General features: G+C 74.4%; 11 protein-coding genes. All 11 read right to left on the bottom strand.

What is annotated here, in order from left to right; translation table 11 throughout:
* Window positions 1-389 precede the first annotated feature (389 nt).
* The 11 genes from ACIRFH_RS13840 to ACIRFH_RS13890 are packed head-to-tail and all read right to left on the bottom strand — an operon-like array spanning window position 390 to window position 12,936.
* Window positions 390-1,817 carry an NADase-type glycan-binding domain-containing protein gene (locus ACIRFH_RS13840; RefSeq protein WP_403520063.1) on the bottom strand — a complete coding sequence of 476 codons (1,428 nt, stop codon included), beginning with the start codon at window positions 1,815-1,817 and terminating at the stop codon, window positions 390-392.
* Window positions 1,814-2,383 carry a phage tail protein gene (locus tag ACIRFH_RS13845; RefSeq protein WP_403520065.1) on the bottom strand — a complete coding sequence of 190 codons (570 nt, stop codon included), beginning with the start codon at window positions 2,381-2,383 and terminating at the stop codon, window positions 1,814-1,816. Before ACIRFH_RS13845 ends, ACIRFH_RS13840 begins: the two co-directional genes overlap by 4 nt.
* Window positions 2,380-4,338 carry a putative baseplate assembly protein gene (locus ACIRFH_RS13850; protein ID WP_403520067.1) on the bottom strand — a complete coding sequence of 653 codons (1,959 nt, stop codon included), beginning with the start codon at window positions 4,336-4,338 and terminating at the stop codon, window positions 2,380-2,382. Before ACIRFH_RS13850 ends, ACIRFH_RS13845 begins: the two co-directional genes overlap by 4 nt.
* Window positions 4,338-4,790 carry a GPW/gp25 family protein gene (locus ACIRFH_RS13855; protein ID WP_403520069.1) on the bottom strand — a complete coding sequence of 151 codons (453 nt, stop codon included), beginning with the start codon at window positions 4,788-4,790 and terminating at the stop codon, window positions 4,338-4,340. The genes ACIRFH_RS13850 and ACIRFH_RS13855 overlap by 1 nt, the downstream gene beginning before the upstream one ends.
* Before the next feature lie 58 nt (window positions 4,791-4,848).
* The gene (locus tag ACIRFH_RS13860) at window positions 4,849-6,771 is read right to left on the bottom strand and encodes a VgrG-related protein (protein ID WP_403520071.1); all 1,923 of its coding nucleotides are present in this window, start codon (window positions 6,769-6,771) and stop codon (window positions 4,849-4,851) included.
* On the bottom strand, window positions 6,771-7,493 hold the full coding sequence (locus tag ACIRFH_RS13865; protein ID WP_403520073.1) for a LysM peptidoglycan-binding domain-containing protein: 723 nt from the start codon (window positions 7,491-7,493) through the stop codon (window positions 6,771-6,773). Before ACIRFH_RS13865 ends, ACIRFH_RS13860 begins: the two co-directional genes overlap by 1 nt.
* A 28-nt stretch (window positions 7,494-7,521) precedes the next feature.
* Window positions 7,522-7,944, bottom strand: coding sequence for a phage tail protein (locus ACIRFH_RS13870; RefSeq protein WP_217145622.1), 423 nt, complete (start codon window positions 7,942-7,944; stop codon window positions 7,522-7,524).
* 50 nt (window positions 7,945-7,994) lie between these two features.
* Window positions 7,995-11,825, bottom strand: coding sequence for a hypothetical protein (locus ACIRFH_RS13875; protein ID WP_403520075.1), 3,831 nt, complete (start codon window positions 11,823-11,825; stop codon window positions 7,995-7,997).
* Window positions 11,826-11,828: 3 nt separating this feature from the next.
* Window positions 11,829-11,987, bottom strand: coding sequence for a DUF6760 family protein (locus ACIRFH_RS13880; protein WP_217146371.1), 159 nt, complete (start codon window positions 11,985-11,987; stop codon window positions 11,829-11,831).
* Window positions 11,984-12,490: a hypothetical protein gene (locus tag ACIRFH_RS13885; RefSeq protein ID WP_403520078.1), complete on the bottom strand. Its 507-nt coding sequence runs from the start codon at window positions 12,488-12,490 to the stop codon at window positions 11,984-11,986. Before ACIRFH_RS13885 ends, ACIRFH_RS13880 begins: the two co-directional genes overlap by 4 nt.
* Window positions 12,490-12,936 (bottom strand): phage tail protein, encoded by a 447-nt coding sequence (locus tag ACIRFH_RS13890; RefSeq protein WP_403520080.1) that lies wholly within the window; start codon window positions 12,934-12,936, stop codon window positions 12,490-12,492. The genes ACIRFH_RS13885 and ACIRFH_RS13890 overlap by 1 nt, the downstream gene beginning before the upstream one ends.
* Window positions 12,937-12,967 lie beyond the last annotated feature (31 nt).

The raw sequence follows: 12,967 nt of genomic DNA on the forward strand, positions 1-12,967 counted from the left end.
GGTCTACGCGGCGCTGTAGGGATGCCGATAGACAGCAGAGACAGGGGTACCAGCGCCCGCTCTGCCTCAGTCAGGAGGCTCCTGATCGCTCCCGCGCGGGTCGACCCGGCCGCCAACTGCATCTTTGCCTCCCAGGACACGTGCTCCGTGCGTGCGCGATGCGTGAGCGGACGGGTCGGCATGGGGCGTCACGAGCGGGATGGGGCATGCCGCCGCAGGGCGCTGATCAGGCATAACAGCACTCTGCGGCAGCGTCGAGCACCCCCCGGCAAGGATTCGATCCCACTTGTAAAGCGAAGGTCGTCGGTTCGAATCCGACAGGGGGCTCCGGGAAGGCCGACGGTCCCCGCCTGTGCAGGCGGGGACCGTCGTGTGTGCCGGGGTGCGGATCAGGTCTGGTTGGCGCTGGAGGGGCCGAAGAACTCGATCTCCGCGATCGCCACCTGCTTGCCCGCCGAGGCCGCGTGGGCGGACTCGATGGTGAAGCGGACCTTGGTGACCTCGCCGACGCGGAAGGGGCGGCGCTGGCCGCCGGCGCCCTGGTCCAGGGTGAGGGCGCGGGTCGTGGTGCTGCCGTCCTTCAGGGTGATCGTCGCCTTCACGCGGTGCGGCAGCGCCGACTCGCTGAGCTTGTCGGACTTGGTGGAGACGCCCGGCGTGATGATCAGGTCCAGCAGGCGGGTCGGCTCGGTGAAGCTGACCTCGATCCACTGGCCCTGGCCGGACTCTGCGACGCCCGGCCCCCACCAGGTGTTGCTGCGCTTGTCGATGAGGAGCTCCGGCTTGTGACCGGGGTAGGAGCGGGACGCCGTGATCGCGTCCGGAGAGACCGGGGCGCGCTTGGCGAAGTGGTCGCGGGCGGCCTGGACGCCGTCGGGGATGTAGAGGAAGCCGAGGACGGCCAGGGTGGCGGTGACGACGACGGTGACCCAGGTGCCGATGCGGTCGAAGACGCGGCGCAGGCGGGGGCGGTCGCCGGCCCAGGGGGTCTCGCGGCGCCGGCCGCCGAAGAGACGGCGCCACCAGGGGGCGGGGCGGTCGCCGGTGCGGTCGTGGGTCTGGGCCAGCGGCATCGCGCAGCGCGCGCAGTAGTGGCGGTCGGGGCGGTTGGGAGTGGAGCACCACGGGCAGGGCGGGCCGTCGGCGATGCCCGGGTGGTGGGCGGGGGCGCGTACCTGGGGGCGGTCGGCGTCGGGGCGGCCGGGCAGGACGGGGGCGACCGCGGGGGGCGGGGCGGGGCGCGCGGCCTCGGGGTCGGCGACGGGGACGAGGAGGGAGCGGGCGCGGTCGGACAGGGCGTCGTCGGACGGGGCGTCGTCGGACGGGGGGCCGGGGCGGTGCGCCGGGGTGGCCGGGGCGGCGGTGTACGCCGGAGCGGCGGGGGAGCCGGCCGGTTCCGCCGGTTCCCCCGGTTCCGCCGGTTCCGCCGGTTCCGCCGGGGCGGAGGGGGCGGGTGTTGCGGTGATCCGGGGCAGCTCGTCGGTGTCGCGCTCGTCCGGGTCCACCGGCTGTTCGTCCGCCGGGCGGCGTGGGCGGGGCAGGTGCGGGGTCTCCTCGGTGGTGCCGCCCCGTTCGCCGGCGGCGTCCGCGGCGGACGCCGGGGCGGTGCGGTCGCGCCGGGCCGGAGGCACGCCCGTGCCGCCCGGGCCGGGGCGGGAGAAGGCGTCCCAACCGCCGTCCTGACCGGTCGGGGAGGGAGCGGGGTGCGGGGTGCGGGCGCCGGTCTGGTTCCAGCGGAGTACGGCGCCGCACGCGTCGCAGAAGGACTGGCCCGGTTCCGCGCCGGTTCCGCACTCGGCGCAGTTCTGCGTGGTCATCTCTCCGGGGTCCTTTCGGCGGTCACTTCGACGGTGTAGGGCATGTGGGCGGGGCGGGCGGCGGAGACGAGGGCGTCCAGGCGGTGGGTGTCGGCCGGGGTCGGGTCGGGCAGCCGCAGGGTGACGTGGAGCCGGGGGCGCGGGGTGCCGGGGAACGGGCCGAGGGGACGGGCGTCCCAGGTGGCGCCGCCGCTCTCGGTGATCTCGGGCTCGGTGCCGAACGCGAGCCGTACCGCTTCGGACAGTCCGCGCCGGGTGCCGCGTACGCGGTGCAGGCGGGCGGCGGCGGCGACGGCGGCGCGCAGCCGGTCCTCGGGTTCGGTGCCGTCGGTCTCGGCGCCGACCCAGGTGCCGAGCCACCGGGTGAAGTCGGCGGGGGCGAGGGCGGGGTCGAAGTAGGCGTCCAGGCAGTCGAGGACGTTCAGGATCGGCGCGATGACGTCGTCGAGGCCGCCGACGAAGCGCTGGGCGAGGTCGTCGTCGGCGAAGACGGCCGGGAGCAGCGTGCCGATGGGCAGGGAGGAGCCGAGTCCGTCGATGGAACCCCGGTGGGTCGTGGTGGTCACGTGCCGTCTCCGATCACGCGGACGCGGTGGTCGAAGGAGAAGACCAGCGCGGGCGGTTCGAGGTCGATGCGGTCGGTGGGGTCGCCGCGTTTGCCGGTGAGGGGGTCGGCGGGGTGCAGGACGACCTCGTCGACGAGTTCGACGCCGGGGACGCGTTGCAGCACGGCGAAGAGCTCGCCGGTCTGCACGGGGCGTCCGAAGGGCCAGCCCCTGCCGTCCGCGCCGCCGGTGAGGGGGTCGAGGTGGCGGTAGAGGGCGTCGTGGGCCTGGCGGCGTACGCGGTCGGCGTCGACGCCGCGGAAGGCGTGGATGGTGGCGACGACGGTGACGCCCTGGTAGTAGGGGGGGCCGACGGCGAGGCGGGTGCCGATGAGGCGGCGTTCGTCGAGGTGGCGGGTGATGCGCTCGAGGAGGGCGTCGCCGGGGACGAGTTGTTCGAAGCGGAGGCGTCCGCCGGGGTCGGGGACGGCCTGGGGGACGACGAGGACGCGGACGGCGTGGGCGCCGTACTCGTTCTCCTTGCCTTCGAGGCAGGTGATGCGGGCGGTCTCGGGGGCGGCGCGGCGGGCGAGTTCCTCGTAGTCGCGCAGGGTGACGGCGCGTTCCTGGGCGCGGAGGGTGATGGGGGCCCGGAGCTTGGCCTCTTCGACGGTTTCGCCGTCGACTCCGCCGCGGGCGGCTTCCCGGTTGACGACTTCGGAGACGTACGGGATGGAGGTGCGCAGGACTTGTACGGCGCCGCGGGCGACGTTGCCGGCCCGGCCGCCGCCGGTGCGGTAGCGGCGGGCGCGGATGATGGCGCCCTTGGGGGGGACGGCGCCGTACTGGCGCAGGGTGCCGTCGGGTTCGCGGACGGCGGGGCCGAAGGCGATCTCGCCGGTGGCGGCGTCGAGGGTGATGTGGTGGTCGTCGGGGTGGGAGGCCGCGAAGTGGGGGACGACCTGCCAGTCCTGCCAGCCGTCGTCGTCGGTGGTCTGGAGGAGGAGGGGCGGGTCGTCGGCGACGACGGGGGCGTGTTCGAGCCGGAGGCGTTGTCCGGGCAGGCCGGTGGATTCGCCGAGGGGTTCGTCGTAGACGGTCTCGGCGTGGATGGTGCCGGTGGTGCCGCCGATGGTGTAGGCCTCGGCGGAGCGGATGGTCGGTGAGGTGGTGTAGAAGGGCTGGCCGGGCAGGGGGTCGGTGACGCGGCAGCGGATCCAGCCGGCTTCGTGGCCGCCGTTGCGGGACAGGATGTGGCCGCCGGGTATGTGGAGGACGATGTCGCCGGGGCGGTTGAGGCCGCCGGTGCCGTCGCGGTCGACTTCGCAGGTCTGCCAGCCGTCCTCGGTCCAGGCTTCCCAGACGAGGGGTGGCTGGCGGGGGTCGACGCCGACGCCGTCGACGCGGCTGTCGAGTTCGAGGGCGAGCGCGCAGTGCGGGGTGGCGGCGGTGAGGCCGATGAGCATGCAGTCGCCGGGGTTGGGTGCCTCGGCGAAGCACATCAGGTCCTTGCCCTCGGCGAGGTCCGTGGTGCGGTCGGTGACGGGTTCGCCGCGGTGCTGGACCACGAGGTGGCTGAGTGCGGACGGTATGACGGTCAGGTCGCGTTCGGTGGCGAACACGACGGCCTCGTCGCGTTCGGTGCGCAGGGTGGCGACTTCGGTGCCCAGGGGGACGAGGATCGGCTCCTCCTGGGGGGCGCTCAGCCAGAAGGTGACGTCCGTGCGGGCGGCGGACGGGGGGAAGAGGGTGATGCCGACGAGGTCGAGGAAGGCGAGGTGGTTCTTCGCGGGGACGCGGTTGAGGCGGTAGACGATCTGGTCGGCCATGTGGGCGAGCGTCTCGACGAGGGTGATGCCGGGGTCGGAGACGTTGTGGTCGGTCCACTCCGGGGCGCGTTGCTGGATGTAGCGCTTGGCGTCGTCGACGAACTGCTGGAAGCGGCGGTCGTCGAGGTTGGGGGAGGGCAGGGACATCAGCGGTCGCTTTCGAAAGAGCCCGGGTGGCCGGCGGGACCGTCGGGGAGGTCCGGCTCGTCGTGGGAGGGGATGACGTAGAACGGGAAGACGAGGCTGCGGGGGTTGTTGGTGCCGCGGATCGAGTAGCGGACGTCGATGTAGAGGACGCTCTGGTCGCCGCCGGTGGAGACTTCGACGTCGTGGACCTCGATGCGGGGTTCCCAGCGGTCGAGGCTGACGTTCACCTCGTGCTGGATGCGGCCGGCGGTCTGTTCGTTGACCGGGGCGAAGACGAGGTCGTGGATGGCGCAGCCGAACTCGGGGCGCATCGGCCGTTCGCCGGGTGCGGTGGCGAGGACGAGCCGGATGGCTTCCTCCACCTCCTGCTCGCCGCTGACGAGTGCGATCCCGCCGGTGGGGCCGATGCGCATGGGGAATGCCCAGCCGGAGCCGACGAACTGTTCGGCCATCAGGGGGCCACCTGCCTTCTTCTTCCTGCGTTCCCGGTGTGCCGGTGGGGACGTGCGGTCATGCCGGGAGGGGGTACTTCACGGTGTTGACGAACACGGCGCCGAAGAGGTCCACCTTGATGCCCTTGATGTTGACGTTGGCCACGGCGTTGACCGACACCATGCCGGTGGCGTTGATCGAGGTCATGCCGCTCGACGACAGGTTCATGGCGCCGCCCATCGCGTTGACGTTGACCGCGCCGCCCAGTGAGGTGAGGCTGACCAGGGCCTTGCCCTTCAGGGTGAGGGGGCCGCCGCTGTCGATCATGACGGACTGGCGGCCGTGCAGCCGGAGGCTGGTGCCCGCCTCCACCGACACCGAGCGGCTGCCGGTGATGCTGACGCTGCCCTTGCTGTCGACGGTGATCTCGGTCTTGGTGCGGTCGAGGTTGATGATCAGTTTGTTGTTCCCGCTGGCGATCCGGACGCCCTGCTTGCGTCCGCCGGTCTGCTGGCTGAGCAGGTCGACGCGGTTGCCCTGGCGGTCGGACAGGGTGTGCCGTACGGCCTTCTTCTTCAGGCCGTCGTGCAGGGGGACGTCGGAGACCTTGGTGGGCAGGTCCCGGCCGTTGTAGAGCCCGCCGATGACGAACGGGTGGTCCAGTGCGCCCCGGTCGAAGGCGACGAGCACCTCGTCGCCGACGTCCATGGGGAAGACTCCGCCGCCGTCCTTGCCGCCCATCTGTACGCTGCGGGCCCAGTCGCTGACGTAGGCGTCGTCCAGCCAGGGGAACTGGAGTTTGACCCTGCCCTGCTTGAGGGGGTCCTGTACGTCGGTGACGATGGCGTTGGCGACGCTGGGGAGCCGGGCGGCGCTGGCCGGGTCGACGCCGCCGCTGCCGCCGGAGGCCAGGCCGTACAGGGAGCGCCACTGGCGTCCGCTGACGGTGATCCAGGACTCGTAGTGCTTGCCGTCGCCGAAGACGTGGCGTACCGAGGTGACGGTGTACTTGCCCTCGAAGGGTTTGCCGACGTCGGAGAGGGCCACGGGGACACCGGGCCGCAGGTCGGGGTGGCCGTAGACGGCGACCTCGAGTTCCGCGAAGGAGGAGGTGATGTCGGCGGCGAGGGCCTTGGCGGCGTGCTGGACCTCGTCCTGCCTGTCGTAGGGGTTGGCGGTCTCGACGAGTTTGGCGGCCTTGAACTTGCCGGCGGCCTCTCCGGGGGTCGAGCCGATGCTGATGCCCGGGTCGGTGGTGGCGGGCGCGATCTCGGTGATCTTCTTCTTGGTGGTGACGTTCCAGCCGCGGGACTCGACCTTGCCGACCTGGTCGGCGGCGGTGACGGCGGCCCGCAGCCGGAGGATGTCGTGGCCGGCCTGGAGGACGAAGGTGCTCTTGTCGCCGTCCGTCTTCGGGGAGGGTGCGCCGGCCGACGGTTTCGGGGTGACGAACCGGAATTTTCCCTTGGCGTCGAGGGACATGACCATGTTGTTCTCGTCGGCGAGCCGGGAGAGGAAGTCCCAGTCGGTGACGTTGGACTGGCTGATGAAGGTGTAGGTGCCCTTGGTCGGCTGGACGCGGCCGATGGGCACGCCGTCCATGGCGGCGAGTTTGCGGGCGATGTCGGAGGCCTTCTGGTTCCGGTACGCGGCGACGCGGCGCTGGCGCATCATGCGGTGGCCGTAGTCGTAGCCGCGGATGACGGTGAAGCTGCCGGTGCCGTCGTAGTCGGCTTCCAGGGCGGTGACCTCGCCGGTCAGCAGGGGGTTGCCGATGCCCTGGCCGTCGGCGATCGGCGTGATGACGATTTTGGTGCCGAACTGGACGTTCAGTTTGCCGAGGACCAGACGGTAGGGGTCGCGGAAGGTGAGGCGGAACGCGGCGGGTACGCCGACGCCCTGGTCGACCCAGCCCTCCACGAGCATCGGGGCGATGTCGGCGGGGAGTTTGGCGCCGCCGATCTTGACCTCGACGATGCTGGAAAAAGCGTGCCGCACCATCAGTGAGGCACCTCCTCGGTGGCGGGCAGCATGAGTTCGGTGCCGGTCGGCAGGCGGGAGGGGTCGTCGATGCCGTTGGCCTCGGCGATGGCCCGCCAGGCGTTCGCGCTGCCGTACTCGTTCCAGGCCAGTGACTGGAGCGAGTCCCCCGCGACGACCCGGTGCACGCGCTGGGCGGTGAGGGCGCCGGAGGTCGGGTTCTGGCCCAGGGTCGGCCCGGGGATCTCCACGAGCGACACCTGGCAGGTGGCGCGGATGGGGACGCCGCTGGTGCCGAACAGGGTGTACTGCGCCTCGATGGACGAGACGTACGCGGTGAACCGCGCCGTGGAGAACGAGCCCCATTCGAAGACCACCCAGGGCGGCGACGGCTGTTTGGCGGCGATGCTCTCGGAGGTCACCTCGCAGCAGAGCAGCAGGGACTCGACCTTCTTCATCACGGTGTTGCCGTTGGGCTTCATCGAGGAGTCCAGGAAGATCTCCAGGGTCATCTCCCGCGGGTCGGCGCCCATGAATTCCGGCTTCGAGCCGTCCCGCACGGTCATGGTCGGCGTCGCCTTCCACTCGGCGCGCTGGGTGAGGGTGAGCTGCGCCGGGTTGAACTCGAAGTCGAACCTCCGCATCAGCGCGCCGGGCGTGGTGGTCGTGCCGGTGGGCGGCTGGTGGATGGCGAGGTTGGCGCGGACGAGGCTCTTGCCGGCGCCCTTGCTGCTGGTGGCCATGGGTCTTCCTCTCTGCTCTCCGGCGCCGTCAGTCCGTGAATCCGTGGTGGGCGATCTCCAGGACCTCGTTCGCCACGGCCGGGCTGTTGGGGTCGAAACTGGGGCCCTGCCAGCTGACGGGCAGTACGTCGATCAGTCCCCAGCGGGCGACCAGTGACCCGTCCGCGCGCAGCGCCGCGATCTGTGCCGTGGGCCGCTTGATCCCGGTCTGGACGGAGGAGACCCACTTGGCGACCTTCGCCGTGTCCGGGGTGAGGGGGCGGGTGAGCCGGATGTTGGAGAAGGTGACCCTGGTGGGCAGTTGCCAGACGAACCCGTTGTTGCCGCCCTCCTGGCGCTGCTCGATCTCGACCTGGGTCGACAGGCCCTCGCACCCGTTGAAGTAGCCGAGGCTCTCGCCGTCGATGGCGAGGCGGAACCAGATGGTGGAGCCCGGGTCCTGGCGGCGCATCGGGGGGTGACCTTTCTGTCGGGTGAGCGGTGGGGCACGCGGGTGGCCGGTCAGGCGCGGGGGTCGCGGAGTCTGCCGATCCGTTCGCGGTCCATGCGCAGTTCGGTGCGGACGAGGCGGGTGACGCGGCCGATGATCCGGTGCACCAGCTCGTCGAGCTGGAAGTCGGTCAGTTCACGCGGGTCGAACCCGCCGGCCGGGACCGCCGTGTAGGCGGGCGGCCGGTCGTCCTGTGCCGGGGGTGGTGTGGCGGAGCCGCCCGGGTACGGGGGCGGGCTGCCGGGCGGGGGCGGGCTGTACGGGGGCGGCGGTTCGGCCGGGGTGTGCTCGGCCGAGTGGGGCCGCAGGCGGCTGAGGGTCGAGGCCACGGTGGACGCCGCCGCGGCGGCCAGGGCGCCGGTGGTACGGCCGAACACGCGCTGGACCGGGGCCGCGGAGGTGGTGTCCGCGGCTGACCCCGCCGGCGCCGTCGGGGTGTGGACGGGGGGGAGCGGGCCGGGCTGCGTCGGCGGGGGCGGCGTGAGGGTGGCCACCGGTAGCGGGCTTCCGGCGGCGGTGGCGCCCGGGGACGCGGGCCGGCGCAGGGGCACGGCCTTGGCGGGCCTGGGGCGGGCGGCGGCCGTGCGCTGCACGGCGGCGGGGGACGCGGGGGCGCCGCCGGGGGTGCGCTGCACGGCGAAGGGGGTGAGGCCGCCGCCGGAGGTGGGCAGGGGCGCCGTCGGCGTCGGGCCGAGGGGCGCCGCGAGGATCGGTGCGACGGCGGGCGCGGGGGCGGCCGGCCGGGGCGGTGCCGGCAGGGGAGTGGGCGCGGCGAAGGAGGGTGGCGTGAGTGACGCGGGTGGCGTCGCGGGGGCGGCGGCCGGGGCGGTGGCGCGCTGGACCGGGGAGGGCGTACGGGCCGGGGTGCCGGGGATGTCGGGGGCCGCGGCCGGAGGGTGGGGGGCGAGTGACGCGGTGTCGGCCGGGGCCGCGGTGAGGGGGGCACCGAGGGGCGAGCGGCGCGGGGGCCGCGCTGACGGTGCCGGGGTGGAGGGCAGGGGTGCCTGCGGGGTGCTGGGGGTCACCGGGGTCGGGCGTACGGCGTCGGCCGGCTTGGACGACGTGGGCGCGCCGAGGCCCGGACGTGGCGCCGTGGCGCTGCGCTGCACCGGCTGGGCGGGGGTGGGGGACGCGGTCCGGCGCTGGACGGGTGCCGTCGGTCCCGGCCCGCCCGGCTCCCGGCCTCGCTGGACCGGGGGGACCGCCGTCGTCCCGGCGGCATGACCGGCCGCGGATGCGGCGGGGGCCGCGGCGGAGGACGGACCGGCCGGTCCCGGCGGCGGCCCGGACGGTTCCGAGGGTCCTTGGGACGCACGCTGGACCGCGGGTGCCCCGGGGACGACGGGGGCGTCGCGGTGCGGCGCGGGTGCCGGGCCGGCGGGAGGAGTGCTCGGCGTGCCGGCCGGACGGGCCGTCGCGCGCTGGACCGGGGACGACTGCGGTGTGCCGGGGCCCGGCGCCTGGGCAGGCGTGGGGTGGGCACGGCGGGCCGCGGGGGTCTGCGAGGGCTGCGCGGGCTGAGGTGCCTGCGCGCGAAGCCGCTGGACGGGGGGCTGCGCACCGGCCGGGGTGACGGAACGGGCGGTCACCGCCGGGGGCTGGTTCGTGGCCGGGGCAGGGGTCGGGGACGCCTGGGCCGCCGTGGCGCCGCCAATACCGGCCGGACGAGAGGGGGAGGGCGTCGCCTCGCCGCCGTCGATGCTCGCTGCCGGGGTGGTCCGGGCGACGGCTCGCTGGACCGGCGGGGGCGGGGTGCTGCCCGGTGCCGTACCGGTGCGGGGGGTGGCGTCGCGCGGCTCGGGGGCGTCGGCCGGGCCGTCCGCCCGGGGGACCGCTCGCTGGACCGGGGCGTCGGCCGACGTCCTGCCGGCGGGCGCGGACGCCGGTCGGCTGGTGGGGCGATGGTCGTGCGGGGACACGGCCCGCTGGACCGGGGGTCCGGCCGGTGCGGTGTCTGGCGACGACGACGGCGACGACGACGGCGACGACGACGGCGGCGTTGCCGCCGCGCGGCCGGTGGGCGGGGTGCCGGTGCCGGAGGCGGGCGTGGCGGGGCGGGGCGTCGCTCGTTGTACTGGGCGGTCGGTGGTGGGGCCGGTTTTGGCGGGCGCGGGCGCGGGCGCGGTGGGGCGCGGTGTCGCTCGCTGTACCGGGTGGTCTGTCGTGGCGCCGTCGGTCGCGGTGGGGCCGGCCTGCGCGGCGGTGGGTGCGGTCGGGGTGGTGCCGGGGCCGGCGGAGGCGTGCGTGGGCCGTGAGGCCGCCCGCTGCACCGGGGGTTCGTCCGTCGCGGGGCCGGACGGCCGTACGGCGGCTCGCCGCACCGGCGTACCGGGTGTCGTGTCGGCGCCGGCCGCGGGTGTTGTCCGGCCGCCGGGCCGGGAGGTGCGGGGCGCGGGGTCCGGGCCGGGCTTGGCCACGGCTCGCTGCACGGGGGGAGCGGCCGACACGGCGTCCGGCGAGGTGGTCCGGCGGTCCCCGGCGGGGGCGGCCTGCGGGCCAGGGGCCGGGGAGGTCTCCGGGCCGGGGGCCGGGGCGGACGGTGCCGCGGCGCGTTGTGCGGGCGTGCCGGACGTGCTGCCGCTGCCCGGTGCGGGCGCCGCGCTGGCGCCGGCCGGGCGCGCGGCGCGCTGTACCGGCGTGCCGGGTGCCGTACCGCTGTCGCGTACCGGTGCCGTGCCGGGGGCGCCGGGCTGTGCGGCGGCCCGCTGGACCGGGGCGCCGGACGACGCGGTGCCGCTGCCCGGCGTGCCGGATGCCGTTGCGCCGCCGGAAGCCGTGGGAGTGGTGGAGGTGGTGCGGGCGGTGCGCCGGGCCCCGGTGTCCGGAGCCGGGGTGGCGTCGCGGCGGGACACCGCTCGCTGCACGGGAGGGCCGGCGGGAGGAGTGCTCGCCGCGCCGGTCGGGCGTACGGCCCGCCGCACCGCGGCGTCGGGTGCCGGGGGCGCGGTCGCCGTGGTGCTGTCGGTCCGGTGGGACGGGGAGGCGTCCCCGGCGGAGGCCGAGCCGGGGTCCCCCCGGTCGCCGTCCGCCGACGAGGGTGCCGTACCGGAAGGCGTCGGGAGGGAGTCGGTGGTCCGGCGGGTCGCGGGCAGGGCCCGGCGCTGCACGGCCGGCGCACCGGACGGTGCTTTGGTCAGGGCCTGGCGGGGGTGGGGTGCGGCGGGCGGCGGCACCGGGGTGACCCGTACGCCGCGGGCCGGCTGGACGGGGGTGTTCACGGGCGCGGCGGACGACCCCGGCCCGGCGGAACGCGACCGCTGGACGGGCGTGGCCGAGGGCGTGGTCGTCGGCGTGGCGGAGGAGCCGCCCCGCGTCCGCGGCGTGGAGGACGAACCCGCGCGCGCTCCGGACGCCGTGGAGGCACCGTTCCGTGCTCCCGGCGCGGCCTCCGTGGGAACGGCCGGCGTCGAGGGGTCCGCCGGTAGCGCCCGCAGGGGCGCGACCGGCATCCGCTGGACCGGCTGCGCGCCCGGCGGGGACGACAGCGGCGTGGTCCGTTCCGGGTGGGCCGGCGCGTCGAAGGCGCCGGACAGCAGGCTGTCGCCCGTCGCCGGGTTCAGTACGGCGGGGGACGGCGCCTGCGTGAACGACGGGTTCTGCCACGTCGGCAGACGGCCACCGAACCCGGCGTCCGCGACCCCCGTGCGGGCCGGACCCGTCGCCCGCTGGATCGGCGGCAGGCCCGTCCAGGCGGCGGCCACGGGCGCCGGGCCGGTCGTACGCGACGTACTTCCGCCCGTGTCGGAGCCCATGTCCGGGCCCGGCACGGCCTCGGCCGGGGACGTCGTGCCGTCCCCGGCGATGCCGTCCCGACGGCCCCGCAGCCGGTCCAGGAATCCCACTGATCAGCCCTCCGCCATGCCACGCGTCACGAGGGACGCGATCTGGTCCGTGTACCGGCGGCGGTCCTGGTGCTCCAGGTCCAGGATCGCCTCCAGGCTCCAGTGGAAGTGGTAGGCGACGTACGCGATCTCCTCGTGCAGCCGGTCGGTCGCGTACGTCACGATTCCCCCAGGCGGCTCCCGCCGAGTTCGACCTCGAAGGGCTCCGAGCAGTGCGGGCACTCGACGGCCGCGCGGGTGTGGCCCTCCGCGTTGATCTGGCGGTAGAAGTCCTGGAGGAACGCCAGGTCGGAGGCGAACATGTTCTCCACGATCCCGTCGTGCACCGACGACAGCGTGCCCAGCCGGGTGATGACCCGGCCGAGCAGCACCACCGACAGGTACGCCGGGTTCTCCTGCACCCGCACGTCGCGCAGCGGGATCAGTTCGTCCCGTGCCGTCGACAGGCGCATCACGCCGTCCCGGTGCACCGTGCCCGAATCGTCGACGTACCCGCGCGGCAGCTCGAAGGGGAACTCGGTGCGCAGTTGCCGGCGCGGCTCCGGGTCGGCCGGCGCCTCCGTCGGCGCGGCGGCGGGAGCCGAACGGGGGAGATCCGCTCCCGCCGCCGCAGTCTGGGGGGCCTGGGGCGCCGCGGTGGGCGCCCGGCCGGCCGCGCGCCTCATTACTCGACTTCCATTTCTTCGAACACGATGGTGACCGTCTCGGTCAGCGCGGAGGTGTCGCCCGCCTTCAGCGAGCTCGCGTCGATCTTGCTGCACCAGGCGTTGCGCATGTTGTAGCGCTTGACCGGGGTGTCCTCGGCGTCCATCAGGATGATGGAGGCGTTCTTGCGCGCCGAGGCCATCCGGCCGTTGATGGAGTCGTTGATCCACTGGGTGAACGACGCGGACTGGGTCATGCCCCGCACGACGGTGCACTGACCGTCCTTCTTGTTGCCGGGCATCACGGCGGTCTCGAGCTTGCCGGTCGCGCTGTTGTTCTGTACGTGCCTGATGACGTCCTGTTCGATGGTGAGGCCGTTGACCTCGGCGAGGTACTCGACCATCACCCCGTCGATCTGGAGCCCGAAATTGTTCCCGGTGAGGGAGTCACCCTGCATGAGAGCCATGTGTGCGCTGTCCTTCTAAGGGTCCGGAGGA

Origin of the sequence: Streptomyces sp. NPDC093586 (assembly GCF_044764905.1) — a bacterium.
Lineage (GTDB): Bacteria > Actinomycetota > Actinomycetes > Streptomycetales > Streptomycetaceae > Streptomyces.

Bases quoted from the DNA above. Each gene is read 5' to 3' on its own strand.
- ACIRFH_RS13840 (WP_403520063.1), bottom strand. From the start codon at position 1,817: ATGACCACGCAGAACTGCGCCGAGTGCGGAACCGGCGCGGAACCGGGC.
- ACIRFH_RS13850 (WP_403520067.1), bottom strand. From the start codon at position 4,338: ATGTCCCTGCCCTCCCCCAACCTCGACGACCGCCGCTTCCAGCAGTTC.
- ACIRFH_RS13855 (WP_403520069.1), bottom strand. From the start codon at position 4,790: ATGGCCGAACAGTTCGTCGGCTCCGGCTGGGCATTCCCCATGCGCATC.
- ACIRFH_RS13860 (WP_403520071.1), bottom strand. From the start codon at position 6,771: ATGGTGCGGCACGCTTTTTCCAGCATCGTCGAGGTCAAGATCGGCGGC.
- ACIRFH_RS13865 (WP_403520073.1), bottom strand. From the start codon at position 7,493: ATGGCCACCAGCAGCAAGGGCGCCGGCAAGAGCCTCGTCCGCGCCAAC.
- ACIRFH_RS13870 (WP_217145622.1), bottom strand. From the start codon at position 7,944: ATGCGCCGCCAGGACCCGGGCTCCACCATCTGGTTCCGCCTCGCCATC.
- ACIRFH_RS13885 (WP_403520078.1), bottom strand. From the start codon at position 12,490: ATGAGGCGCGCGGCCGGCCGGGCGCCCACCGCGGCGCCCCAGGCCCCC.
- ACIRFH_RS13890 (WP_403520080.1), bottom strand. From the start codon at position 12,936: ATGGCTCTCATGCAGGGTGACTCCCTCACCGGGAACAATTTCGGGCTC.